This is a genomic window from Pseudomonas sp. GL-B-19, assembly GCF_019956415.1.
GTDB lineage: Bacteria > Pseudomonadota > Gammaproteobacteria > Pseudomonadales > Pseudomonadaceae > Aquipseudomonas.
On sequence record NZ_JAHBDK010000031.1, the window covers coordinates 256,418 to 282,982 of the forward strand.

19 protein-coding genes are annotated in these 26,565 nt (G+C 58.6%); 3 read left to right on the top strand and 16 right to left on the bottom strand.

What is annotated here, in order from left to right:
- Positions 1 to 12 precede the first annotated feature (12 nt).
- The 3 genes from KGB06_RS14015 to KGB06_RS14025 all read right to left on the bottom strand — a co-directional run bounded on the left by KGB06_RS14015 (position 13) and on the right by KGB06_RS14025 (position 1,881).
- On the bottom strand, positions 13 to 411 hold the full coding sequence (locus KGB06_RS14015; protein WP_223516660.1) for a DUF4440 domain-containing protein: 399 nt from the start codon (positions 409 to 411) through the stop codon (positions 13 to 15).
- 148 nt (positions 412 to 559) lie between these two features.
- The gene (locus tag KGB06_RS14020; RefSeq protein ID WP_223516662.1) at positions 560 to 1,384 is read right to left on the bottom strand and encodes an SDR family oxidoreductase; all 825 of its coding nucleotides are present in this window, start codon (positions 1,382 to 1,384) and stop codon (positions 560 to 562) included.
- Positions 1,385 to 1,416: 32 nt separating this feature from the next.
- The gene (locus tag KGB06_RS14025; RefSeq protein WP_223516664.1) at positions 1,417 to 1,881 is read right to left on the bottom strand and encodes a multidrug transporter; all 465 of its coding nucleotides are present in this window, start codon (positions 1,879 to 1,881) and stop codon (positions 1,417 to 1,419) included.
- Positions 1,882 to 2,046: 165 nt separating this feature from the next.
- On the opposite strand from KGB06_RS14025, the gene KGB06_RS14030 reads away from it, so the two are divergent.
- The gene (locus KGB06_RS14030) at positions 2,047 to 4,851 is read left to right on the top strand and encodes an RHS repeat domain-containing protein (protein ID WP_223516665.1); all 2,805 of its coding nucleotides are present in this window, start codon (positions 2,047 to 2,049) and stop codon (positions 4,849 to 4,851) included.
- 143 nt (positions 4,852 to 4,994) lie between these two features.
- On the opposite strand, the gene KGB06_RS14035 is transcribed toward KGB06_RS14030, so the two are convergent.
- The 13 genes from KGB06_RS14035 to yaaA all read right to left on the bottom strand — a co-directional run bounded on the left by KGB06_RS14035 (position 4,995) and on the right by yaaA (position 23,264).
- Positions 4,995 to 6,446 (bottom strand): mannose-1-phosphate guanylyltransferase/mannose-6-phosphate isomerase, encoded by a 1,452-nt coding sequence (locus tag KGB06_RS14035; RefSeq protein ID WP_223516667.1) that lies wholly within the window; start codon positions 6,444 to 6,446, stop codon positions 4,995 to 4,997.
- 190 nt (positions 6,447 to 6,636) lie between these two features.
- Positions 6,637 to 7,293, bottom strand: a complete 657-nt coding sequence (locus tag KGB06_RS14040; RefSeq protein ID WP_223516669.1) for an alginate O-acetyltransferase AlgF — start codon at positions 7,291 to 7,293, stop codon at positions 6,637 to 6,639.
- A 17-nt stretch (positions 7,294 to 7,310) separates the two neighbouring features.
- Complete coding sequence (locus tag KGB06_RS14045) at positions 7,311 to 8,486, bottom strand: alginate O-acetyltransferase (protein ID WP_223516671.1); 1,176 nt, start codon at positions 8,484 to 8,486, stop codon at positions 7,311 to 7,313.
- 11 nt (positions 8,487 to 8,497) lie between these two features.
- Positions 8,498 to 10,063 (bottom strand): MBOAT family O-acyltransferase, encoded by a 1,566-nt coding sequence (locus tag KGB06_RS14050; protein WP_223516673.1) that lies wholly within the window; start codon positions 10,061 to 10,063, stop codon positions 8,498 to 8,500.
- 201 nt (positions 10,064 to 10,264) lie between these two features.
- Positions 10,265 to 11,386, bottom strand: coding sequence for a mannuronate-specific alginate lyase (locus tag KGB06_RS14055; protein WP_223516675.1), 1,122 nt, complete (start codon positions 11,384 to 11,386; stop codon positions 10,265 to 10,267).
- Positions 11,387 to 11,394: 8 nt separating this feature from the next.
- A complete protein-coding gene (locus KGB06_RS14060) occupies positions 11,395 to 12,843 on the bottom strand; it encodes an alginate O-acetyltransferase (protein WP_223516677.1) in 1,449 nt (482 codons plus the stop codon).
- 10 nt (positions 12,844 to 12,853) lie between these two features.
- Positions 12,854 to 14,443 carry a mannuronan 5-epimerase AlgG gene (gene algG, locus KGB06_RS14065; RefSeq protein WP_223516679.1) on the bottom strand — a complete coding sequence of 530 codons (1,590 nt, stop codon included), beginning with the start codon at positions 14,441 to 14,443 and terminating at the stop codon, positions 12,854 to 12,856.
- A 26-nt stretch (positions 14,444 to 14,469) separates the two neighbouring features.
- On the bottom strand, positions 14,470 to 15,951 hold the full coding sequence (locus KGB06_RS14070) for an alginate export family protein (RefSeq protein ID WP_223516681.1): 1,482 nt from the start codon (positions 15,949 to 15,951) through the stop codon (positions 14,470 to 14,472).
- Complete coding sequence (algK, locus tag KGB06_RS14075; protein ID WP_263288260.1) at positions 15,948 to 17,492, bottom strand: alginate biosynthesis TPR repeat lipoprotein AlgK; 1,545 nt, start codon at positions 17,490 to 17,492, stop codon at positions 15,948 to 15,950. Before algK ends, KGB06_RS14070 begins: the two co-directional genes overlap by 4 nt.
- A gap of 9 nt (positions 17,493 to 17,501) precedes the next feature.
- Positions 17,502 to 18,671 carry an alginate biosynthesis protein Alg44 gene (locus tag KGB06_RS14080; protein ID WP_223516685.1) on the bottom strand — a complete coding sequence of 390 codons (1,170 nt, stop codon included), beginning with the start codon at positions 18,669 to 18,671 and terminating at the stop codon, positions 17,502 to 17,504.
- A 36-nt stretch (positions 18,672 to 18,707) separates the two neighbouring features.
- Complete coding sequence (alg8, locus tag KGB06_RS14085) at positions 18,708 to 20,189, bottom strand: mannuronan synthase (protein ID WP_263288261.1); 1,482 nt, start codon at positions 20,187 to 20,189, stop codon at positions 18,708 to 18,710.
- A 151-nt stretch (positions 20,190 to 20,340) separates the two neighbouring features.
- Positions 20,341 to 21,657 (bottom strand): nucleotide sugar dehydrogenase, encoded by a 1,317-nt coding sequence (locus tag KGB06_RS14090; protein WP_223516687.1) that lies wholly within the window; start codon positions 21,655 to 21,657, stop codon positions 20,341 to 20,343.
- An 827-nt stretch (positions 21,658 to 22,484) separates the two neighbouring features.
- The gene (yaaA, locus tag KGB06_RS14095; protein ID WP_027924847.1) at positions 22,485 to 23,264 is read right to left on the bottom strand and encodes a peroxide stress protein YaaA; all 780 of its coding nucleotides are present in this window, start codon (positions 23,262 to 23,264) and stop codon (positions 22,485 to 22,487) included.
- 240 nt (positions 23,265 to 23,504) lie between these two features.
- Here yaaA and KGB06_RS14100 point away from each other — a divergent pair, with 240 nt between their 5' ends.
- Positions 23,505 to 24,626 carry a polysaccharide deacetylase family protein gene (locus tag KGB06_RS14100; protein WP_223516689.1) on the top strand — a complete coding sequence of 374 codons (1,122 nt, stop codon included), beginning with the start codon at positions 23,505 to 23,507 and terminating at the stop codon, positions 24,624 to 24,626.
- 335 nt (positions 24,627 to 24,961) lie between these two features.
- Positions 24,962 to 26,356 carry a PhoH family protein gene (locus KGB06_RS14105; protein WP_223516691.1) on the top strand — a complete coding sequence of 465 codons (1,395 nt, stop codon included), beginning with the start codon at positions 24,962 to 24,964 and terminating at the stop codon, positions 26,354 to 26,356.
- The last annotated feature ends 209 nt before the right edge of the window (positions 26,357 to 26,565 follow it).

Sequence of the window (26,565 nt, forward strand, 5' to 3'; positions counted from 1 at the left end):
AGCGACTCGGTTTCATGCCTTGCAAAACGTCTCATGCAAATGCCGCCAGATCAGCCTGCCATCGGCCTGCGTCTCAAACACCACCGTCGAACGCCGATCCGAATGCAGCCCGGTGGCATCAGTCTGCTGTTCGCGATAACTCACTACCGCGCCTTCTTCATACAACGCGACACCGCGCAGCTCACTAAGCTCGATCCTGAACCCGAGCTTCTTCCCGCCCGCCATCTGAAACAACTCGCTCAACGCCTCGAAATCCAGCACCCGGCCCAACGGAGAGACCATGGAAAACTGTGGTGAAAATCGGGTCAGCAGTTGTTCAAGCGCGGACGCGTCTTGCTCTTCGGCCAGCCATTGTTCGATGGCGATGTGGGCCTGGATGACTTCGTCGAAGTAGACGGTGTAGTCGGTCATGGAAGTATGTCCTGAAATATTTCGGTGTCTGTTCGGACGCCATCGCGAGCAGGCTCGCTCCCACAGTGATCATCGGTGTGAATGCGATCTAGGCCACCCCGCAGAACCTTGTGGGAGCGGGCTTGCCCGCGATGGCGTCGACTCGGTCTCAGAGCTGCCCGCGCAACCCGAACCGCCTCATCAACCCCGCCTCCAACAACCCCTTGGGCAACAACCCCGCCAACAACGGCAACGCGCGGCTGCCATTGCCTAGACGAATCAGGCGCGGTGTTTTGCCCTGCTGCACAGCCTTGAGCAAACCCTCTGCAAACTCCCTGGCCGGTGTCGGTTTGTCCTGCGAAGCCTTGGCCCGTGCACGAATGCCTTCACGCAGTGGAAACCACGGCGATTGTTCGGTGATCAATTGTTCTGCCTCATGCCCGGCATTTTTAGCGAAGCTGGATTCGATGGCGCCCGGCTGGACTTCCATCACGCGGATCCCGAACGGCGCCAGCTCCATGCGTAACGCATCGCTCAACGCATGAACGGCGGCTTTTGAAGCGCAGTAGGCGCCGGCGAACGGTGTGACCAAAATCCCTGAAACGCTGCCGATGTTGACCACCAATCCCTTGGCGCGACGCAGCACCGGAAACAGCGCGCGGGTGACGCCGACGATCGCAAACACATTGGTTTCGAACTGCCGCTGCATGGCCGGAACACCGCCGTCGAGCAGCGGGCCCATGGCGCCATAACCGGCGTTGTTGATCAGCACGTCGAGGCCGCCATGTTGCAAGTTGATCTGTTCACTCAACTGTTCGAGGGCCGCGCTGTCATTGACGTCCAGTTGCACGGCGGTAAAACCGGCGGCGGCTAATGCGACCACGTCTTCAGCTTTGCGGGCGCTGGCCCAGACCTCGTATCCGGCATTTTTGAACACATCTGCGAGGGCGCGGCCAATGCCGCTGGAGCAACCGGTAATCAACGCAACGGGCATGGCGCGGTCCTTGTGCAACAAGAAGAAGGGGATCAGTCGGAAAAACTACCCTGCAATCGCTCGGCGCGAAACTCCAGGGTTTGTGGGCGGTAGCCAGGGCGCAGCGGCGGCAGTGGCAAACAGTCTTCCCAGTTGCCGCCGGCCTGCAATTCGCCGGGGCCACGATAACGCGGGGCGTCGTATTGATTGTCGGCCAGATTGACCGTATCACCCGGTGCATACGCCGCGATGCGCCAGCGCAAATCGGTTAGCGGCACGTTATTGCCATTGTTCATTTTCAGTTGCAAAGGGCGGTCCGCCGGGCACTGCTCCGGCGCATAGGTAATGCGCAGCTCCAGGCGTGCGAGTTGCTTGATCTCGCGGTTGTCCAGCCAGATCACCCACGTGGCCACAAGCCCCAAACCGACTGCGGCCGCCACAGAAACGGGAAACGCCTTTGCCGGGTAGCGCAGCAGCAAAATCAGCCAGGTAATGACCAGCAGGACGCCGATGAACATGCTTGAACGCTCCTTGAACTCATGACCACCATCCTACCGAACGGCTGGGGGAATGGACATTCTTGCATCAGGTCTGTTGCCGTTGGTCGGTACTGTAATTTCTGACAGTAGCCCGTCATTGCCACGAACGGTTAGATAACCGTTGGATTACAGGGACACGCCAGGATGCATTACAAAACCCCCACACTGTCCGTCGTCGATCCGCGGGAGCTGCCAATCCGTTCAATTGATTATTGGCGCGAGATTGAAGGCGAACTGACTCAGGCCCGCATCAACCGCACTCTCCACAATGCCGCCGGGCACGCCGTCAAACAGTGGGACCCACGGCTTTGGTTGCAACAGGACCAACATCCGCTGGTGCCCGCCAATCTCGTGACGGTGCATTCGCTGTCCGGTAGCGCGGTGTCGATGCTCAGCGTTGATGCCGGCTCGCAGATCACTCTTTTCGGCCTGACTCATGAAATTCTGCATGGTTGGGACAGTCGGGGCACTCACAGCGAGGTTGAATACGACGACTTGTTGCGCCCCGTGGCGGTGTTTGAGCACCTCGTCACGCAGCTACCACGGTGTGCCGAACGGATGGAATATGGTCGTCACGGTCAGGGGCTTCGGGACCAAAACCTTCTCGGTCAGCTCATTCGGCGAGATGGCCCCGGTGGAACCGTATTGTTTGAGGTGTTTGCGATCACCGGCCAATGCACAAGGCAGGTGCAACACTTTACCAAGGATGCCGTCGCACCTGATTGGCCAGAGCCGATTGCTGATCGCAATAGCCTGTTGGAGCCCGGCGATGGTGCCGTCTCGACGTGGCGGTTCGGTCCGCAGGGGGATGTGCTGGAGTCGGTCGATGCCAGGCAGAACTGCCTGACCTTTGGCTTCACCCTTGATGGCCTACCACACCACAGTGCCTTGAAGCTCGCAGGCAAGCCCGCTTGGCAAACACTGGTGAGTGAAATCGAGTACAGCGCCCAAGGACAGATCATTCGCGAAGTGGCGGGTAACAACGTAGAAACGACCCTCAAGTATTCCCCTGAAGAGGGGCGATTGATTGAGCTGCGGTCGCACGGCGATCACAGCGGCTTGCTGCAACACCTGTTCTACGTTTATGACCGAATGGGCAATGTGCTGAGCATCGAAGACAAGGCGTTGCCGGTGCGGTACTTCAACAATCAACGGATCGAACCCGTCAGTCGATTTATCTACGACAGTCTTTATCAATTGATCGCGGCATCTGGCTGGGAGGCGGGGGCTCCCAATCAAGGGCCCTCATCCGTCGGGCGCAACGATTCGGCGGCACTCAGCAACTACCACCAGGTCTACTCCTACGACGAGGGTGGCAACCTGCTGAAGCTGACGCACGTCGGCGCACAAAGTCCGGGACATGAGCTAAAACCCGCCCGGCACAGCAATCGCTGTTTGCCCTGGCGCAACGGCGTGCCGCCGACCGAAGACGAAATCGCCTCGGCATTCGACGCCAGGGGCAATTTGCTGGAGCTGGATCAGGGGCGGTTTTTGACGTGGGATCTGCGTAACCAAGTGCAGTCGGTCAGCCCGGTGGAGCGTGATACCGGGCGCAATGACTATGAGTCCTATGTCTACGATGGAGGTGGCCAAAGGGTGCGCAAAATCCGCTCGTTGCAGACCCATGCCCGAACAGTGATGGCCGACGTGCGCTACTTGCCGCAGCTCGAACTTCGTACCGACAGCGGCACCGGGGAGGTGCTACAGGTCATTACGGCTCAGGCCGGTCTTAATACGGTTCGGGTGTTGCATTGGGACAGTAATCCGCCGTCCGGCATCAACGATCAGTACCATTACACCCTGGTCGATCATCTGAATTCCTGCACCGTGGAACTGGCCGTCGACGCACGAATCATCAGCCGTGAAACCTATTACCCGTTTGGCGCAACGGCCTGGTTTGCCGGGAATGATGGGATTGAGGTCAGTTATAAATTCATCCGATACTCAGGCAAGGAGCGGGATGCCACAGGGCTTTATTACTATGGCCTGCGTTATTACGTGCCGTGGTTGCAGCGCTGGCTCAATCCTGACCCCAAGGGGTTGGTCGGCGGGCCGAACCTGTATCAGATGGTCGGTAATTCGCCCATGAGATATGTCGATAGCGACGGCGGCAAACTGACCGAACCGTCGGAACTGAATGAGAGTCTGAAAAAGCAACGAGCGTTGCTGTCATCGGTAGGAAGCAGCGCTTCGGATTTCAAGAATTCGCTGCTCAATCACCTGTATGCGCAGCATCGGTTCAAAGCGTTGGGTCGACGGGTGGTGACTCAACTTGCCAGTAGTGCCACCAGTGCCGCCGGTACGGCGGCGGGGGCAGCGGTGGGTGGCGCACTGGGAGGGCTGGCAGGCCCTGTGACCTCTGGGTTGGGAAGTAAAGCGGGCGCGGCAATCGGCGCCAAGGCGGCTGGTGCTCTGATTTCCAACGTGGTGGACACTTTTCAACTGAACCGCCCGATCAGTTTCAAGGGCAACGAAATGAACACTAAATCATTCATTGAGGCCGTTGAACCCAAAAAGAAAACCAGCCTGAACACGATCAAATTCGAGTTGTTGGCCATTGATCCCCGGACCCGTGAAGGGCGAACAAAACTGGGGAGAAAGATCACCAGCGCCGCGGCCGAGAAAGTTATCGACAAGGTCGCCAGTCAGCTGGGATCGCAAGCCCCAGGCCTGATCAATACAGGCCGGGAGTTTTACAAGGCCTCACAGGGCCTGGATGCCGCATCGCTCAGTGAGGTCTATGACGACACACAGGCAGTGATCGATATGCTGGAATTCAGGATGCAAGCCCTCAAAGATGAATTTGCCGTCTCCAGTGACTCCCCCCCAAAAACCTTCGAAACAATTGCTGAGCTCTCGACGCGGACGGAGGAGGTGGTTCAGACATTAAAGAGAAACCTGGATTTGATCGGGCTTGTTGCACCCAAGCCTTATGCCGGTAGACGGTAGACGGCAGTCGCTGAGTGGAAGGTCCGGCCAGGCGCAGGTTCGGTAGATTTTGCACGGTTGAAGCAAGAAAAAAGCCCCCGCCCAACCCACTGCGGATAGGGAACGCAGCGGGCTGGACGGGGGCTTCTTGTGTTACCGATCAATCACTGCGCGATGGTTTTCACCGACACGCCGCGCTCGATCGGGGTTGAGCGACCGTAGATATCTTCAAACCGCTCGATATCGTCTTCACCCAGGTAGCTGCCCGATTGCACTTCGATGATCTCGAGTGGAATCTTGCCCGGGTTGCGCAAACGGTGGACCGACGCAATCGGGATGTAGGTCGACTGGTTTTCGCAGAGCAGGAACACGTTGTCGTCGCAGGTCACTTCGGCAGTGCCGCTGACCACGATCCAGTGTTCGGCGCGGTGGTGGTGCATTTGCAGCGACAGGCACGCGCCCGGTTTTACCGAGATGTGCTTGACCTGGAAGCGGCCGCCCATGTCCACCGAGTCGTAGGAACCCCACGGACGATAGACTTCGCAGTGGTTCTGGGTTTCGCTGCGGCCCAGTTCGTTGAGGGTGTTGACCATCTGTTTCACGCCTTGGACCTTGTCCTTGTGCGCAATCATCATGGCGTCCTTGGTTTCGACGACCACGATGTTTTCCAGGCCGATCACCGACACCAGTTTGCCGTTGCCGTGGATCATGCAGTTTTTGCTGTCCTGAATGACCACGTCGCCTTTGGTGACGTTACCGTTGGCGTCTTTTTCATTCACTTCCCACAGCGACGACCAGCAACCAACATCGCTCCAGCCGGCGGTCAGCGGTACGACGCAGGCGCGCTGGGTTTTTTCCATCACCGAGTAGTCAATGGAATTGTCCGGGCAGCAGGCGAAGGTGGCTTCGTCGAGGGTGATGGTGTCGTTGTCGTGAACGCTACGCTCAAGGGTCAGCAGGCAGGTGTCGTAGATGTCCGGGTCGTGCTTTTTCAGTTCTTCGAGGAAGCGGCTGGCGCGGAACAGGAACATGCCGCTGTTCCAGAAATAACCGCCGGACGCGACGAACTCGGTGGCGCGTTTGACATCCGGTTTTTCGACGAAGTGCGAGACGCGGCTGACGCCTTCCGGCAGCAGCGAATCGTTGGTCGACTTAATGTAGCCGTAGCCGGTTTCCGGTTTGGTGGCCGGGACGCCGAACAGCACCATTTCGCCGTTTTCGGCAGCGACGGTGGCCAGGGCCAGGGCGCGTTGCAGGGCTTTCTGGTCTTCCAGCACGTGGTCGGCCGGCAGCACCAGCATCAGCTCGTCGCGACCTTCATTGACCAGCATCATCGCGGTCAAGGCTACAGCCGGCGCGGTGTTGCGACCGAAGGGTTCCATCAGGATGCGCTGGGCTTCCAGTTTGCGGTTGCTCAGTTGCTCGTTGACGATAAAGCGGTGGTCCTTGTTGCACACCACAATTGGCGTGTCCATGCCTTCGAACACCAGGCGTTCCAGGGTTTGCTGGAACAGCGTGTGTTCGCCGGTCAGGGCAAGGAATTGCTTAGGGAACTGCTTACGCGAAAGCGGCCAAAGACGTGAGCCGCTACCACCTGACAAGATCACCGGAATCATGTTGTTACTCCTTTAAAATCGATTGGTTAGAGCTACGAACGTTCTGTCGTTTCACTCTTGTTCTTATTCCGTATCCCGACTGACACCTGGATCCCTTGTAGGAGCCTGGCTTGCCAGCGATGGCGGTCTCAAGGGCCTCATCGCCGGCAAGCCGTGCTCCTACAGGGCACGTGTCAGTCAGGCAAATGTGTTAGCGCGTCGACACCGGGCGTTTTACCCACACTGGCGACAGGCTGCTGCCGTTGCCGGTGACGTACAGCACGGCCGCTTCACCGCGTTCCAGGGCAACCGGTTTGACGTCGCCGACTTTCTTGTCGCCTTCAAACAGCGCCAGGCTGACTTTCACCGGGTTGATTTCGCGCTCGCCACGGCCCTTGGCGGCCACGCTCGGTACCACGTCGGTCTTGCCGTCAGCGGTTTTCAGGGTCAAGGACTTGTCGCTCAGGTTCTGCAGACGCACCAAGGACTTCTGCTTGTTCTTGAACGGCGGTTCTTCGATCAGTTGCGGCGCGCCGCTGGCGTTGTTGACCAGGGTGTAATAGTGATCACCGGCCAGTTTCACCGGCAGGGTCTGGCTGCCGACCTTGGCGCTGTAATCGCCGCCCGGCATGAAGCTGAAGTCGGTGCTGGACAGTGGCGCAACGTCGCTCAGGTTGGTGCTGCCGACGGTGGCGCTGACTTCAGCGTTACCAGCGTTGTAGACCCGTACGAAGCTCGAACCTTTCGGTGCAGTCGGGCCGTAGAGTGCGGCATCGCCAGCGGCGAAGGCGTTCATCGACAGCACGCTGAAGGTCGCGGCCAAAGCGAAGGTTTTGGCGAGACGGCGAGGAGTTGTAGTGAAAGTCATGGAAGTACCTCTCTCTTTCAGTTTTGCGCCCGGTCGGGCGTCTCGGATTTAGTGTTTGCGGCTACGTTTTGTTGGCGGGCGCCGGCTTCTTTGAGCTCTGCGACCCACTGCGGGTCGGCGTCGCCGATTTCGTTGTTCACAGGCAGATAACGTTCAGGAAACTCCCAGATCAGCACCTGTGGCGGGCTGTTCTTGAAGGCATCGCTTTTCAGGTAGCTGAGCATCGGCAGAATCGGGCCGTGGCCGTCTTCGGCGTAATTGACCACGTCGCTGTGCAACGCTTGTTTCAGCGCGCCGACGAAGTTCCAGTTCGGGTTGGCGCTGTAGCTGGTGCCGATCAGGGCCACCGGCACTTCGGTGTTGGCGAACAGCGCGTCGTCACCGGCCGGCTGATCTTCAGCTGCCACGGTGTTGCGCTTTTGCAGGGGTTCTGGCGCCGGCATCAGGTTTTCGAACAGCGGGTCCAGCGGCAGGAACAAGCGCAGGTCGCCCTTGTGCGTGATTTTTTCCGCAGGTTCGGTGACGAAGTTTTGCGGCTCGCCGCTCAGCGGGAGTTTGTCGGCGATGGTGCTGGCCAGGGCCTCGGCGGCGATTTGCGCACCTTCCGGGGTCCAGTGAGTGTCGGTGCGCAGGAATACTTGCTGACCGTTCTGTTTGGCCTTTTGCAACGGGCCGAGCAGGTCGGGGGCGAGGATCTTGTTGGCCGCCACACGGGCGTGGAAGTCCTGATAGAGGTTGGCGTGAATGCTCGAAGGCTTCACCTCACCCAAGTGTTCCGGGTACAGGCGCGTCTTGGCTGGCACGATGGCCATCACCAGTTGTACGCCTTGCTCCTTCAGGGTCTGGCGCACGCCTTCGACCAGCGCGTAGTTGCCTTGCAGGTTCAGCTCTTCGTTGACGATCGGGTTGAACTCTTCATCGCTGTAGAGCCACTGATCACGACCGAGCACAACGCCCGGTCGACCTTCGTTGAACAGTTTGAAATCCAGCGCAGCCCAAAGGTTGGTGCCCAGGCGTTTGATCGGAAACTCGTCGTCGTAGTGCGTCTCCACGGCTTTGGTCCAGCGGCCGTTAAGCACCGTCGCATCGGCGTTGGTGCTGAAGCCGAAGAAGCTGCGCGTGGACCACAGGCCCAGTGCCAACAAGGTCAGCAGGAACAGGGCGATGTAGAAGATGCGTAATGAGCGGGTCATGGTCAGATCCCTCAGAACTGGAAGTAAAGGAACGGCGAAAAGCTTTGCGCCGAGAGTTTGAAAATCGAAGCGATGAACAGCACCAGCACCAGCGTGCGCATCACGTAACGCGACCAATCAGAGGTCCAGTAAGCCGGTTGCACGGTCGCTTCAACGCCGACGGTGTAACCCGGTTGGTGGATGCTGGCCGGGTTGTCGCCCGGTACCGCTTTGATCATTCCAGGGGTCGCAGTGGCGGGGCCATCGGCCTCGACGTTGACGGCAGGCTTGGTCTTCTCAGGCGGACGGTTGGTGTAGAAATCACGGATGCCGAAGAACGCCAGCGTCACGTAAGCCACCACCAGGGTTGCCACTTGCAGGCCGGTGAGGCTGGCCTGATTCAGTTCCGACAGCGACCATTCGCTGAAGCTGAACATCGCGCCATACATACGGCCGGCGACGTGCAGGTTTTCTGCACGGAAGATCACCCAGCCCATCACCACCAGCAGGAACGTCAGCGCCCAGCGGATCGGGTTGATGCTGCGCGGCGAGGTGTTCAGACCCAGCGCTTTTTCAATCGCCAGCCACATGCCGTGCCACGCACCCCAGACGATGTAGGTGATGTTCGCGCCGTGCCACAGACCACCGAGCAGCATGGTCAGGAACAGGTTGCGATAGGTCATCAGCGTGCCTTTGCGGTTACCGCCCAGCGTGATGTACAGGTAGTCACGCAGCCAGGTGGAGAGACTGATGTGCCAGCGCCGCCAGAACTCGGTAATCGACTGGCTGATGTACGGCTGTTTGAAGTTTTCCATGAAGCGGAAACCCATCATCAAGCCCAGGCCGATGGCCATGTCGCTGTAGCCGGAGAAGTCGAAATACAGTTGCGCGGTGTAGGCCAGTGCGCCAAGCCAGGCATCGCCCGTGGTCGGGTTTTGCAGGGCGAAGCAATGGTCGGCCACCACCGCGAGGGTGTCGGCGATGAAGACTTTCTTGATGAAACCCTGCATGAACCGCGTGCAGCCCTCGGAGAATTTATCCAGGGTGTGGGTGCGATTGTTGAACTGGTCGGCGAGGTCGCGGAAACGCAGAACCGGGCCGGCAATCAGGTGCGGGAAGATCGCCACGAACGCCGCAAAGTCGATCAGGTTGCGGGTCGCCGGAGTATCACCACGGTAGACGTCGATGATGTAGCTGATGGACTCGAAGATGTAGAACGAGATCCCGATTGGCAACAGCACGTGGGTCAGAATGAACGGCGACAGGCCGACCGACGTCATCATGGCGTTGATGCTGTCGACGCCGAAGTTGGCGTACTTGAAGTAGCCCAGGATACACAGGTCGACGGCGACGCCGAGCAGCAGCCAGCGCTGGGCCGGTTTGGTGCGCACGCCTGCTGCACCGACTTTGAGGCCGATCCAGTAGTTCCACAGCGTGACGGCGGCGAACAGCGCCAGGAAGTCCACACGCCACCAGGCGTAGAACACATAGCTGGCGATCAGCAGCAGCAGGTTGCGATAGCGTATTCCGCTCAAGTAGTACAAGCCGAGAAAGATCGGCAAGAACAGAAACAGGAACACGTTGGATGAAAATACCATCCCGATCTCTCCATGTTTAATGTGTAGGAGCTGGCTTGCCAGCGAAAGCGGTGTGTCAGTCACACCGAGTCATTCGCCAGCAAGCCGGCTCCTACAGGGTTAGCGGTGCGTCAGATACACCGTGTCATGCCATTCGCCAGCAAGCTGGCTCCTACAGGGTTAGCGGTGTGTCAGGTACACCGTGTCGTGCCATTTCAGGTCTTAGGAACCTTTGCCTTTTTCATTGGCCGGGTCGTAGACCTTGGTCAGATCCCCGCCGAGGCGGAAGGACTTGAACGGTTGCATCCCGTGCTTCTTCTGCAGCGCATCCGGCGAGCAGGTGTAGAGCGTGCAGAACGGTTCAAGCCAGGCGAATTTCGAGTCGATCTTGAGGTCGGTCATGTCCTGTTCCTTGCCGTTCTTCTTCTCGAAGATGTCCGGGTCTTTAACCCCGGCCAACACTTGATCGCCCAGGCGTTTCAACGCGCCGTTGTTTTCCTGGCGCACGTCCACACCGTTGACCTGAGCGAAACTGGCGATCATCGCCAGTGGCGGCAGGGCGTAGTTGTGGTAGGCGAGGGCGCGTTGCTGGCGCTTGAGTTCGTTCGGCAGGAAACCTTGCGCGTCGACCTGATTGGCGCCGACCTTGTATTCCTTCACGGCCCAGTCAAACAGGTCGCGGCGGTTGGTCGCGACTGACGTTGCCATCACCGACCAGGCGGCCCAGTACGAGTGGTTGTTGGTTTGTTCGAGCGGCAGGTTGTCCCAGTCGCTGACCACTTGATCAGCCATTTTGCTGAACCAGGCTTCGATCAACTGCGACTCTTGCTGATGGTTGGCCAATGGGTGCGAGTCGGAGAACTTCAGGCGGATATACGACGAAGCCATGCTGCCCAGCGCCCATTTGCGCATGGACTTGCCGGTGTGGTTGAAGTCCTTGGACATCAACGCATCGGCCTTGGCCCAGGCGGTCAGCCAATTCAACGTGCATTCGAGTTGTTCCGGACGACCGTCACGCATGAACTGCATCACGCGCTTACTGGTGCCGCGCTCGATTTTGGTGATATCGGCAGTGCTTTCGCGAAAGGCTTTTTCCGATTGCTCGTTCAGGGTCGAACGGGCCTTGTCGGAGCCTTCGTATTTGCTGCGAAATTGCAGCGAGCCGGTGTACGGCGTAGGCATAGCATCACAGCCTTTGCTGTTGTCGCCGGTTTTGACTTTTTCGATCGGTGCGAAATAACCCTGTGGCGGACGCAGGGGGGCGGCGGCCTGGCTGGCACCGGCGAACATCGCCAGTGTCAGCAGCGAGGGCGCGAGTAGATTTTTCAACGTTCGGTTTTGCATGGCAGACCTCATTGCCCGACCGAAGCAGTACGCTGCTCGGCACTCGGGAACACGTTGCGTTTGCAGATTTTCGCTTCGACTTTCTGCGGCGCGGCACCTGCTTCAGGGCCCTGGACTTCGACGGCCAGCAGATTCTGCGAGGCCCAGTCTTCGTCCGTGCGCAACTCAAAGGCGAAACGCCCGTCGGTGTCGGAGGTTTCCGGTTTATCGATCTTGATGTCCTCGTGGCGACCGTTCATGTACCAGAGGGTGGCTTGCAGGGTTTTCACCGACGGATCGGCGAAGCGGATGTCAACCTGATGGCTGCTGTTTTGCAGGTTCAGGTTCTTGCTGTTGACCATCAATTCGTTCTTGCCCGGTTTCAGCGTGGTGCTGCCGGACATCTGTGCATCCTTGCCTTCGCAACCGTTGTCCAGCAGCGCCATCATCTGGCGGTAGATGGTTTCCTGGTCGAGGCGATAGAGCGGCGAGAATTCCCAGATCAGAATCTTCGGCGGCTTGGTCTGGAACTCTTCGCTGCCCAGGTACTGCAGCATCGAACCTTCCAGGCCACCGCCGGGGAATGCCACGTTGAGGATGTCGGCGCCGATGGCCTCTTCGAGGAAACCGGAGAAGTTGTAGTTCTTGCCACTGTGGCTGGTGCCGACCAGGGTGATTTCCGGATTGCCGGCGTCGCTGAACAGATCGCCGTCGGCGGCTTCGCCCTTGGGCTCGGTGGTGAATTGATCCATGTACTGGATCGCGTAGCTGGTGCCACAGAGTTGACCGGCCATGTTGTGTAACGTTCCGGTCTTGCCCATGCGACCTGACTTGTGGGTCTCGAATTCGTGTTTCGCAATGCCAGCAAACGCCGGGATCTGCTTGACCTTTTCCGCGACGATTTTCGCCGTGCGCTGGGCGCCATACGGCGTCCAGTGCTGGTCGCCACGGAAGTAGAAGTCGTGGGCGGGCAGGGTGTCCGGCAGCGATTCGTTGGTCAGCGGCGACAGGTCCGGAACCACGTAACCCATGGCGGCGAAACGCCCGAGCATGGACTTGTAGTTCTTCAGCGCCTTGTCGAAATCGTACTTGGCTTTTTCTTCCGGGTTGAGCTTGTTACGGTTCACCAGGCCACGGGTTGGCTGGTAGACGACGACCAGTTCCACGCCTTTGCTCTTGAACGCATCGTGCAGTTCTTTCATGCGTTTGTAGCCGGCGGGGGTGGTGTCGAATTCGGTACGCAAGTCTTCCTGGGTACGGAACAACCAATCGCCCTGAGCCTGCACCAGCGTGGTGAAGTTCTGCTGATAACGCGTGGTGTAATTCTTCGCGTCATGGGCTTCGGGGCACAGGTTGCAGCACGGTTCGGCAGAGAATTTTGGCGCCTGGGCGTCTTCAGCGCGAGCACCGCTGCTGGCCGCGAGAATGCCGGCGGTCAGGGCCGACAGGCTGAGTAATTTGATCAAGTGTGGGTGCATAAAATTATCCTCAGTCCCGCATTTCGGTCTGGCGTTCGACAGGGTCGATCAGCACGGCTTTCTGCTGGCGCACCAGCAGGTCGAGAATTTCATCCTGACGCTCGCCGAGAATCCCGCTGAAGCTGATGCCGCTGGATTTGGTCGGGGCGAGCATGGACACGCGATACAACTCGACGCTCAGCGGCGAGTCGATGGACAGCGGGCCACTGCCGTTGCCGGCCAGTTCGCCGCCGACCACGATCAGCGACACCTGGGCGTCGAACGGGTCGAGCTTGATGTCGCGGTCGGTGTCGCTCAGGTCTTTGATGTGGCCGTAGACACCGGTCAGGCCGTTGGCCAGGGACAGGTTTTCGTAGAGGCGAATATTCACGCTGTTACGAATACGGATGCCGTGGCGTTTGTTGCTGATCACCTTGTTGCCGTAGATCAGGTTGTCGGCACTCTCGTAGAGGGTGATGCCGTCGGTGTGGTTCTTGTAGATCTCGTTGTAAGCGATCAGGTTGTTCACGCTGTTACGGTCGATCACCAGCCCCGAGAGCTTGTTGTCGTAACTGCGGTTGTTGAAGATGAAGCTGTCGTTGACCTCACGGGAAATAATGATCCCGTGCTTCTTCTTCGTCCCGTAGACGGTGTTGTCGGCAATGATCAGGCGATGCGAACGGTCATGCGGGTCGATGCCGTAGACGATGTTGTCTTTGTAAGTGTTGCCCTTGACCACGAAGTCGCGGGTTTCGTAGCAGTAGAAGCCGTACCACATGTCCGAGAACTCGGAGCCGACGATCCAGCCAGTCGGTTCAGGGCGCTTCAAGACCTTGGCCATGTTCGGCGTGTACTGGGAAATACTCACGCCGTAGGACTTACTGTTGGCGTAGCCGAAACTGGCGATCTTACTGTTGGCGATGTAGGTTTCGGTGCCACCCCAGGCCAGCAGGAACGGACGGAATTCCTTCGGCGAAGTGAATGTCGCCGGGCCGTTGTCCTTCTCGCGCCAGCCGGTGATTTTGGTGTCACGCACAAACAGCTGACCGTCGTTGACCAGGAACGAACCGGCCTCTTGGGACAGGCGCAGCTCCTGGGTCTGCTTGTCGATTTCGAGGATGCCGTGACGGCCGACCACGATCGGCAACTTCGCCAGGAACACCCCCGGCGAGGTTTCGCTGAAGTACTGCTTGGGCAGCTTCTTCGCCAGGTCCTTGAGGTTCATGTAGCCGTCGTCGACGAAGATCGCCTGCGGGATGCCGTGCTGACGCACCACCCACTCGGCCATCTTGTTGTCGCCGCCGATGAAGTCCTTCAGGGCGTCTTCCTGCATCATCCGGCGCACGCTGATTTTGCCGGCCTTGGTGCGCACGATTTTCGCGGCGATGGCCTCGGCGGTGTAGCCGGACAAGTCTGGAAGCTTTGGCTTGGCCAGCTCCAGCGGCGCGGTTGGCGCGCTGCTGACGGTGTAGGTCTTGGCCTGTTGCAAACCTTTGGCAAGAGTCGCCGGTTGCCCTTTCTGGACGGGCACGACCGGCTCCACATTGGCGAAGGCAGCCGCGCTGGCCAGCAGCATCGCGCCGGCCAGCAAGGAGATCGAACCTCGCTTCGAATTGTTCATATCGGGCACTCCCTTCGCGGTTCGCATCAGAAGCGCCAGATCACGTCGATGAACGCGCGGTGCATGTACGAATCGACGTTATTGCCATAGGCATCACCCGGCTTGAACACGCCACCACGGAAACGCACCAGCGCCGAAGGCTCATCGATCGACTGACTCAACGATGCCGGCAACAGGCCTTGCTTGAAGTACTTGGTGACGACCAGGTCCATTTCCTGACCGAGGTCTGTCTCGCCATCGTTCAGCGGCAGGGAGCTGGTGGAGAGAATTGCGCCGGTGGCGTCGTCGATGTTGTTCTCGACGGCGTTGATGCCGTTGCTGCCGATCGGCTTGTTGCCGTCGACACGCCAGAACTTGTGGTAAATCAGGGTGGCGTCGTACTCGTCGTTGAGCATCCACGAACCGAACAATGTGCCGCTCTGCAGGTTGCTCAACTCGCCACGGAAGGCCTCGCCGAAACGGTGAACCCGCGAGCGCGTGCCGGTGTAGTTCGAGCGGTTGCTTTCGAGGCCGTTCTGTTCGTAATCGCCGCTGGCGCGGGCATAAGCCGCACCGACTTGCCATTGCGGATCCAGGCGCAGGCGCACACCCAGGTCGGTGGCCCAGCCATCGACGTCACCGCTGCTCTTGGGTTGTGCCGGTGCGGTGCCATCGGCGTTCAACGGGTTGACCGTGTCGCGCTCGCCGCTCATGCCGGTGACGCTGGCCCAGTAATTGACTGTGTTGGTATTGCGCCAGTTATAGGCGTCGCTATCGGCGTTGAGGCCGAGCCAGCTGATGTTACCGTTCTGTTTCTTGTCCAGAGAGTCGCTGGGCTCACCCGGTGTCGGGAAATCGAGCTTGCCGTTATCGTGGACGTGATGACCGCGGATGCCGACCCAGTGACCCGGTGTCCACTGATACGCCGCATCGGCGAAAGCGTGCTGGCGATCCTTGTCGTCCGGCGCCAGCTCTGTCAGGTCGGTACGGTACTCGCTGAAGCGTTCGGCAACACCGGCGTTGGCGCGCAGCAGGGTGGTGTCGAAGGTCCAGTTCAGCGCTTCGATGTTGGTGTCGCGCCACTGGCCGTCATCATTGTGCAGGCGCTGGCGACCGAGCTTGAGGTTCTCGCCGGGGTAGGGCGTGAAGCCGCTATAGCCGACCCAGAACTCGCGCATCGACAGGTAGTTTTTCTCCGCTTTGCGACCGCCGACATCGGTGGACTCGGTACCGTTGCCCTGTTGCAGGGTGTCGGTTTCGATGATGTCGGTGGAGGTTACCGCTTGCCCCATGGCATAGGCGCTCCATGCGCCGCTCTCGCCGTAGATCCATGGACGCAGGTCGAGGCCGACGCCATTGACGGTGCCGCCACTTTGCGTGCCCAGGTCAGTGTCACCTTCGGACTGACCGGTGATTTTCACGTCAAGGCCGTAGTTCTTGGTTTCGGTCAATGCCGCCAGGGTCGGACACGACCACAACAAGGCGAATGTCAGGCCAATACCGGCCTGAACGAATGGATTCAACTTCATAGGGATTCCTCGCCGTCTTCTTCTTGCAGGGCATGCAGTTCCAGCGTGTTCTGGCTCAAGGCACCACGAACGGCCTGTTCTTGTTTCAACAGGCGTTGGGCCTCGGCGAGCTGGGCAGGCGGCAGTTGTGCTTCGAGTGTTTGCGCAAGCTCGGTGGCTTGCGGGGTGTTCTGTGCCTTGGCCAATTGGCTGAAGACATAAGCGTTAAGCGGGTCGGGCTTGGTGCCCTTGCCTTGGGAAAACAGTTGGGCGATGGCGAAGTCAGCGCTGTTCTGGCCGTTGCGCGCAGCGGTCAGCAGGTGATCCAGAGCTTTCTGCGAATAGACTTTGCCCAGGTAACCACGGCGGTAGATCTGGCCGAGGTAGTAATCGGCGGCGACTTCGCGGCCGACGGCTTTCTTGAAATGTTCTTCGGCGACCTTGGCGTCGGCCGGGACCATTTTGCCTTCGTAGTAGAGCTTGCCCAGCAGCAGTTCGGCGCGTGGCTGGTCAGCGGCGCGGCCGTTGTCCAGGTACTTCATCATCTGGTCGACATCACCCAGTTCAGGGAAGTCGTAGATCAATTGTGCGAGGGTGACCCACGACGCCGGGTAACTCGGAGCGATGGGTTCGAGCAGGGACTGCGCGGTTTTCTCGTCGGTCTTACCCAGGCTCGGATCCGTAAGCACACGGGCGACGCTGTCCACCCGCTGTGCAGAGACGGTGCCGCGAGCATGGGCGGCTTGCATCTGCTTGATCAGCTCGGCCTGTTGCTCGGGCTTGGCCTGTTTCTGATAAACCGTGGCCAGTTCGACGTAGCAGATGTCGGTGGTGTTCAGCGCGGCTTTGCAGATGCTGGCGACTTCGTCCAGATGCTGGTCGTAAGTGCCCTGGGTGCGATAGAGCAGCACTTGGGCCAGACCGGCTTCCGGTTTGCCTTCGGCGCGCCATTGGCTGATTTGCTTCTGTGCATCGACGTTGGGGAAACTGTGCGGGTATTGCAGGTACAGCATGGCCAGCGGAATCAGGGTGTTGCCTTCGCCATTGGCCGAGGCTTTTTTCAGCAGGCCTTCGGCTTCGTGCTGCTCGGCTTCGGTGGAACCGGGCTTGGCCACCAACAGACGACCCAGGCGAGCCTGAGCACGCGGCGAGACGTCAGCCGCGGCGCGGTAAGTCGCCTCGGCTTGTTTGATCTGCGCCGGGTCACGGCTGTCGACCTGGATATCCGCCAGGCCCACTTGCGCTTCGCTGTAGCCGAGGTCGGCCAGTTGCTTGTAGTTCTGCTGAGCCAGCGCCGTGTCACCGCGCTTGAGGGCTTCATTGGCCAGACGCTGATCGGGCAGGCCGGCGCAACCGCTGAGGCTGACTGCCAAAGCCAGTGCACACACTGCATATCCCCTGTGGGAGTGAGCTTTTGTGGGAGCCGAGCTTGCTCGCGATGCAGACGACTCGGTATCACAGGTAGATCGAGCCGATGCTTTCGCGAGCAGGCTCGCTCCCACACAGGCTCGCTCCCACAGGGACTGAGGTGTGTTCGAGATTTTTGTGATAGTCACAGGCATGTCCTCGACTTAAAGACCAGCAGCCATGGCTTTTTCGATCAGCCAGTTCAGGTTTGGGCCACGATCGCTGTTCACTTCTACCGGGCGACCGGCGAGGCTGCTGTCCAGGGCTTCATCAGGCTGAATCAGCACGCGGATGTCGGACGACAGGTCAGCGCTTTTCAGGCTGGTGCTGCTGACGATCTTGCCGGTGCGGCTCTTGTCTTCGCCGGCGATCTGGAAGCTGACCGGAGTACCTGGACGCACATCGCGGAACTGGCGATAGGAGAAGCGCGCTTCAACATTGGCTTCGCTGTTACGCGGCACCAGCTGGAAGATCACGTCGCCCTTGTTGGCGTATTGACCGTTGGCAACCAGTTGTTGCGCCACGGTGCAATCACACGGCGAGGTCAGGGTGCCGGTCATTTGCTTGCCGAACAGTTCTTCAACTTTGGCCGGTTGCAGTTGGTTTTCGTCCAGATGCCCTTTGAGAACATCAAGCATGCTGGTGCTGAAAGTGGCGAGCGGGGCGCCTTTGGCTGCAACGCCATCGGCCTTGATCAGGCTCTGCACGGTGCCGTCGCGTGGCATGGTGATGTTCATACCCGGCACGCTGACCAGACCGGCCTGGGCGTGGCTGACGAAGTACATGCCGTACACCGATTTGAAAATGAAGCCGAATGCCGCCACACCGACGATGAAAATCCCCAGGCTGAAGGTCACTGCACGCAGACGACCGAATGCGGTCATGCCGTGGCCGCCATCCTTGACCTTGCGCGCCTTGGTGAAGTTGTCGCGCTGCAGGGTCGCCAGCACTTCACCCATGCTGACGATGTCGCCGGCCAGGTGAGAGGTGATCAGGTGACGCAGGGTCGAGATGTCTCGCGGTTCCAGGTTCTGGAACTGGCAACCGGTACGACCGGTCTCGCGGTCGTAGGAGCGCACCTGCAACTCCACGTCCATGGCCAGGCCGAGGTTGTCGATGACGAATTGCAGACGGGCCTTGTACTTGTCGCCGATCTTCAGTGGCAGATGCTCGGCATTGAAGGCCAGGCCACCGGCGGACAGGTCGATCACTCGCGCTTCGACCGGTGTCCGGTCGGGGCCGAAGAAACGCAGCTTGGCCGGGATTTTCACTCGGGCGTGTTGGCGCTGGGCTTCGGATTCATGCACTACGTTGGCGTTGACGGCGGTATTCATAGGGGCGATTTCCTGGTTAATTCAATAAGGGGGCGGTCAGACCATCATCAGCAGCACGGCGACAAAAATGCTGCCGGCGGAGAAGGTCATGGTCCGAGACGACCAGGTGTTGAACCAACGTTGAAAGCTGGCGAGATCACGGGTCAGAGAAGTGGGCTGGCGAGTCCAGGACTGTTGATCGAGGCGGAAGAACACGTAGATCTTCACCAGCGCGCCGACGATCTGGTTGTAATAGAGAATCGCCGGGTAAGCCGGGCCGATCCGGTGACCGGAGAGGGACAGCAGCACGGCCAGGATCAGGCGGGTAATGCCGATCCACAGCAGGTAAACCAGGATGAACGCGGTGCCGTATTTGAAGCTGGCAATCAGCGCGACCGTCAGGCCCAGCAACGATGTCCACATCGAGACGCGCTGATCGAACAGCACCACCGAAGTGAACAGGCCGAGGCGCTTTATCCCCAGACCCAGGGCGCGGGAGTTCTGCCGCAGGTTGTTGCCGTACCAGCGGAACATCAGCTTGCGACTGGCCTTGATGAAGCTCTTTTCCGGCGGATGCTCGACGGTGTTGATCGCGGCGTCGGGCACGTAGAAGGTGTCGTAGCCCAGACGCATCAGGCTGAACCAGCTCGACTTGTCGTCGCCGGTAAGGAACTTGAAACGACCCAGGCGCCAGTGTTGCAGCGAGTCGCTTTCCACGTCGGCAATGAATTCCGGGTTGGTGACCACAGTGGCACGGAACACCGACATGCGCCCGGTCATGGTCAGCACGCGCTTGGACAGGGCCATCGAGCACATGTTGATGTGACGCTGGGCGAAACGCAGCTTGTGCCATTCGCTCATGATGTAGCCACCGCGTACTTCGCAGAACTCGTTGGTGGTCAGGCCGCCGACATTGCCGAACAACTGGAACCACGGCACGGTCTTGCGCACCACGCCTTCGCCGAGCACGGTGTCGCCATCGATCACGGCCACCACGGCACGGTCGTCCGGCAAGTGGCGGGAGATGGCGCGGAAACCGTAGGCCAGGCCGTCGCGCTTGCCGGTGCCGGGAATGCGCACGAAGTCGAGTTTGACCCGGTCTGGCGGATTCATTCGCGACCAGAGGCTCTTCACCAGCTTCTCATCGGACATTTCCACGATGGAGCAGACCATGGTGGTCGGCAGGCCGCAGTCGATGGCTTCGCGGATCACCGAGGCGTAAACCTGCGCGGTGGTCAACGCGTCGATACGGAAACTGGTAACCATCAAAAACACATGGGACGGGTCTGCCGCTTTCCCCAGCTTGCGCACTTTGCGCCGCAGGTGCGGGTAGACCACGTACAGAAACAGCATGCCGCGCAGAAAGTGCGTGGCACCCATCGAGTAACGCCAGATCCCGATGAAACCAATCAGGAAGATGAAGTCCTTCGACTCGGAGTCGAACGTGGACGCAGGCAACGCCATGGCGATGCCCATCAATAAACTTAGGTAAAACAGCCAACCGGCGGCCTGAAGGAGGCCGTGCTTTAGCCTGTGCATAATCGGAATCCTAAAGTCAGTTACAAGCCCCGCGCCCCTGTAGGAGCACGGCTTTCCGGCGATGGCGATCTCAAATGCGTCATCGCCGGCAAGCCGTGCTCCTACAGGTGTTTCATCCGCAAAAGCGCGGTGTCGGAGACGGGATTCCGTATTACCAGCAGATGCCTTCGGTGCGGCCGCTGACGCTGGTGGCTTTGGTCATGAAGCCCACCAGATCGACCACTTGCTTGCCGTGCGGAGCGTTCTGCGCCAGGGCGCGGAATTTTTCGTCACGGTTGCCGAGGATGATCACGTCGGAGCTGTTGATCACGTCGTCGAAGTCGGAATTGAGCAAGGACGAGACGTGGGGGATTTTCGACTCGATGTAATCCTTGTTCGCGCCGTGGACACGGGCGTATTCGACGTTGCTGTCGTAGATGCTCAGGTCGTAACCCTTGCCGATCAGCATTTCCGCCAGATCAACCAGCGGGCTTTCGCGCAGGTCGTCAGTACCGGCCTTGAAGCTCAGACCCAACAGGGCCACTTTGCGTTTGTCGTGGCTGGAAACGATGTCGAAGGCGTTCTGCACCTGGGATTCGTTACTGCGCATCAGCGAGTTCAGCAGCGGTGCTTCCACGTCCAGGGAACCGGCGCGGTAGGTCAGGGCACGCACGTCTTTTGGCAGGCAAGAGCCGCCGAACGCGAAGCCTGGGCGCATGTAGTACTGGGACAGGTTCAGGGTTTTGTCCTGGCAGACCACTTCCATCACTTCACGACCATCGACGCCGACAGCCTTGGCGATGTTGCCGATCTCGTTGGCGAAGGTGACCTTGGTGGCGTGCCACACGTTGCAGGTGTACTTGATCATCTCGGCGACGGCGATGTCCTTGCGGATGATCGGTGCGTCGAGCTCTTCGTACAGCGATTGCAGAACGTCGCCCGACGCTTTGTCGAATTCGCCGATGACGGTCATTGGTGGCAGATCGTAGTCGGCGATCGCGGTGCTTTCACGCAGGAACTCAGGGTTCACTGCAACACCGAAATCAACGCCGGCTTTCTTGCCGGAGCAGTCTTCGAGGATCGGGATCACCACGTTGGCCACGGTGCCCGGCAGCACGGTGCTGCGAACCACGATGGTGTGGCGGGTGGTCTTGTCACGCAGGACCAAACCGATTTCGCGGCACACGGCTTCGATGTAGTTCAGTTCCAGGTCGCCGTTCTTCTTGCTAGGCGTACCAACGCAGATCATCGACAGGTCGGTGTCACGAATCGCCTCGGCGAAGTTGGTCGTGCCGCGCAGTTTGCCGGTATCGATACCCTTGCGCAGAAGCTCGCCCAGACCCGGTTCAACAATCGGTGATTTACCGGCGTTGATCATATCGATTTTGTCTTTGGCAACATCGACGCCAACGACGTCATGGCCCCGTGCAGACAGGCAACCGGCACAAACAGCGCCGACATAACCCAAACCAAATATGCTGATGCGCATCGCAATTACCTCACTGTTATCAAGACTGTATTCACAAGCCATTAGATGGCCGGAGTTAAGGGTGTTCAGCGGTCATAAGGCACTCGAAAGTGTGGCTTGCAGGCGCCACAATGCCGTGTGCAGGCATATTAAGTTTCGAGTGTCTAAATAAGTGCACTCAAGATGTGCGCAACTAGGCCTTATTGTTGTGACGTGCCCTGTTATGCATCAAATCCTCTGGCCTGAGGACGCTGGTGCAAGGATCTTGCACGCTCAATGCCAGGCAATATGCCTGTAAATCAAGCGGTTGGGTGCTCAGGTGAGCACGTTTATAGGGGCGCTGCCTTGGCCTCGAAAGGGGATATTAATGGTGCATATATCCTGTCCTTTGTGTGTTGCCCAAATAAGCGACTCATGATCGGAAGTTGATGTGACAACTTCGCTACGTGAATCTCTTGTCTGCGTAAGTTATCTCGTACAAGCACGTTGATAATCGTTACCGGTGGTATGAGCTACGCATTTGGACATAGTTCCAGTCCGCCCATCGCGAAACCTGAAATTTCTTGAAATATTGAGAAAGATGGCACTGCTTTCATATTGATGGCACTAGCGGTTTCACCCTTGATACATAGGGTGATTACCGAGCTCGATAGTTTTATGCCACTACCGATAAATATTTTCAGTGCCACTACTGAAAAAAAAGATCGAAGTCGAGTGAAACTAAAGTTAGAAAAAGCGAGTGATGTTTTTTTGGCGCCAATAAATCGGCTGTGCAGGGGGAAGATTGTTGGACGATCTGCGGTGGGTGCACGACGAGGTTGTCGATGTCGTGCACCCTATACGTGCATTTATTCGGGCGCGTGATCGCGCAGGAAAACCAGATTGTCCGGTTTGGACTGCTCGGCGCTGTAGCGGTAACCCTGAACGTCAAATTGCTTGAGGTCAGCAGGGTTGTTGATGCGCTCTTCGATGACGAAGCGGCTCATCATGCCGCGGGCTTTTTTCGCGTAGAAACTGATGATTTTGTACTGGCCGTTCTTCAGGTCCTTGAAGTCGGTATTGATGATGCGCGCGTTCAAGGCGTTGCGTTTGACCGCCGAGAAATACTCGTTGGACGCCAGGTTCAGCAGCACGTCATCGCCTTGATCGGCCAGCGCTTCGTTCAGCCATTCGCTGATTCGCGTGCCCCAGAAGGCATACAGATCCTTGCCACGGGCATTCGCCAGTTTGGTGCCCATCTCCAGCCGATACGGTTGCATCAGGTCCAGAGGGCGCAGCAGGCCATACAGGCCGGACAACATGCGCAGATGCTGTTGGGCGTAATCGAAATCGGCTTCGCTGAAGGTTTGTGCATTAAGGCCGGTGTACACGTCGCCTTTAAAGGCCAGCAGCGCTTGCTTGGCGTTTTCCGGTGTGAATGCAGGAGTCCAGCTGCCGAAACGTGCGGCGTTGAGCCCGCCGATCTTGTCGGAAACGTGCATCAACTCGCTGATTTGCGCCGGTGTCAGGTCGCGCAGCTGCATGATCAACTCTTGGGAGTGATCGAGGTACTGCGGCTGGGTAAAGCGCTGGGTCGCCGGCGGTGTTTCGTAATCGAGGGTCTTGGCGGGGGAAATCACCATCAGCATGAAGTCGTCTCCTTTAATCGTGGGCGCGATTCTAGGGGGTTGTCTGTGTTGACTCCAGCTATGGGTGTCATAGGTGATGGGTGGTGTCATGGGGCAGATCGCAGCCTCGCGTTGCTCGACAGCTCCTACAGGACCGAGTTGGGATTGGATTGTGTAGCAGCTGCCGAGCAACGCGAGGCTGCGATCTTTTGAACGTCTCGATATATAGTGCCGCGCGGGTTTTGTTATGGAGACATCCCATTGCGTATCGTTTTTCTATTCTCGGCCTGGTTGTTGAGCTTTGGCGCCATGGCGGCGCCCGGCGATGTGGCGACGCTGGATCGCAGTACCTGGCCAGAGAAGCTCAGTAGCCCGACCTTGTTCGACGTGGCGTCTCGGGCCGAAATCCTCATGTTTGCCCGTGTGCTGCTGGCCAGCGAATCGCTGGATGAACCCGCCCTGGCCCAGCATCTTGGGTTACGCAAAATCAATCTGGAAGCGGTCAGCCAACTGCGCCAGCGCCTGTGGCAACGCTTGCTGACCAACTACAACTTCGCCCAGCAAAGCTGCGATCAGGATGCGTCCTTCTGTTTCCTGGTCGAGGACATGGACACCTTGCGCGGGCAAGCGGCCAAGTTCCAGGTCAGCGAAGAGAGCTACTACATCAAGTGGGCCGAGCCGAGCCGGTTGTTCCACGCCCAGTACCTGGACGAGCAACTGCGCAAGGCTGCCCTGTTTCCGCAGACCAGCGAAGTCGATCGTTTTGGCGACTATGAGCGCAACGGCGACGGTATGCATGACCGGTTGTTTTTGCTGACCTTCGACAGCGCCGCCAACGTCGCACCAGACAACACCGGTTGGGTCGCCGAGTACCTGCGCAAGTCGAACATCAGCGGCACGTTTTTCGTCCTCGGCAAGGACATTCAGACGCGTCTGGCTGAAGGCTCGGTGGCCAGCCTGCAAGCGATGTACTCGCAGCAATGCATCGGCGTCCAGGGCTGGGAGTTCCGCTCCCACAGCCACTGGCAGGACTGGCAGGACTCGGTACGACGCAGCGTTGAACTGGTCAAAAGCAAGTTACCGGAAAATTACGTGCCGCTGTTTCGTCCGCCCGATGGCCAGCGCCGCTCCGATGCCGAAGGCTTCTTCAACGCTCAGGGCTTGCGGGTAGCGTTATGGGATATCGATGCGCAGGACGGGGCGGGCAAGCTCAAGGGCAATCCAAGTGCACAACGGGTGTTGACGCTGATGCTGCTGTGGCGCCACGGCGTGATCAATTTCAATGTAAAGCAGGACGCGGTGAAAACGGCGATGCCCTGGCTCATCACGCAAACGGCGCAAAGCGGGATCGGTTGGGAAGACTGTCAGGACGGTTTTCGCTGAAACGCACAAACCCCGTAATCATTGGGTTTGGGGCGTTTTTGGGAGAGATTTCGATGCAGGTGGACTTCCGACTTTAACGGGGTGATGACAGTCCGCCAAGTGTTATTGGTCACTCTGAAAAATAAACTTCAAAAAAGCGTCAAAGTACTTTTTTCTGTCACACGTTTTGGAGTATTACGAAGACAGACCGCCGAAACCTGCAACACAGGTGGCGTCTCCCAAGACCCAGCTTGTATGCAGTTCACTTGAATCCTCGCAGGTGAATTCGGTGGCCACTTCGAGGCGCAGCACTGTCATGGTATTGCGTCGACTGGCTCCCACAAAGGTGACCGAGTATGGATGATCACGGACGTAGTTCTTCTTCCAACCAGCCAATCCTTTATGTACTCGATACCAACGTATTGATTCACGATCCAAACGCCCTGCTTAACTTCGAAGAACACCACGTTGCTATCCCGATGACCGTGCTTGAGGAGCTGGACAAGCTCAAGAGCGGGCATCACAGCGTGGCTGCGGAATGCCGTCAGGCCATTCGCCTGATTGACAAGACGCTGGGCGATGCCAGTCCTGAAGATGTAGAGCTGGGTGTACCGATCCAGCGTGGCAAGAGTGGGCCAAAGGGTTTGCTGTCGATTCTGATGAGCAAACGCACCGAACCGAACATCATTCTTCCCGAACACCTGAACGACAACATCATCATCAACCAGTTGATCGATTTGCACGCGCGCGAACCCAAGTTGCCCGTCGTGCTGGTCACCAAAGACATCAACATGCGCCTCAAGGCCCGTGCGTGTGGGATCGCGGCCGAGGACTACAGCACCGACCAACTGGTTGACGACGTTTCGTTGCTGCCTAACGGTTACCACAACATGACCGGCTCCTTCTGGGACCGTGTGAGCAAGGTAGAAACCCGTCAGGACCATGGCCGCACCTGGCACCAGGTGCAGTTGATCGACAACCTGCCGGCGGTGCACGTCAATGAGTTCATCATTGACGAACAGGGGTTTGTCGGCTGGATCAAGGAGATTGCCGAAGACCGTTTGCTGATCCTCGACCTGCATCAGGAACCGCTGCTGCATCAGGAAGCCTGGGGCCTGAAGCCGCGTGACATTTATCAGAGCCTGGCACTGTTTGCCTTGCTGGACCCGGACATTCACCTGGTCAACCTGACCGGTGCCGCCGGCTCGGGTAAAACCATCCTGGCACTGGCCGCGGCGATCGAGCAGACCATGGTCAGCAAACGCTATCGCCGGATCATCGCCACCCGCAGCGTGCAGGGCCTGGACCAGGAGATCGGCTTCCTGCCCGGTACCGAAGCAGAAAAAATGGAGCCTTGGCTGGGCGCCATCACCGACAACCTCGAAGCCTTGCACATGGATGACGAAAACACCCATGGCAGCGTCGACTACATCCTCAGCAAAGTGCCGTTGCAGTTCAAATCCCTCAACTACATCCGAGGTCGCAGCTTCCAGCAGAGTCTGATTTTGATCGATGAATGCCAGAACCTGACGCCGCACCAGATGAAAACCATCATCACCCGTGCCGGCGCCGGTTCCAAAGTGGTGTGCCTGGGCAACCTGGCGCAGATCGACACCCCCTACCTGTCCGCGACCAGCTCCGGGCTGACGTACCTGACCGAACGCTTCAAAGACTTCCCCAACGGTGTGCACATCACCCTGCAAGGGGTGCCTCGTTCGATTCTGGCCGAATACGCAGAGTCGCATTTGTAACTGCTTCACCAGAACCGGGCGGCCCAACAGCCGCCCGGTTTTTTATGGCCCACACAAATCCAAATGTAATTGGATGGACTCACCCACGCCGAGGCGTCAATGCGCCACGGTGGCAGTCTAAGAAGCCAACGGCAGCGAGGGCGAGTCCATGAAAAAGAATACGACGCTTAAACAGTCCCTGTCTTCAACCGATGTGTCGGCCTGTACGA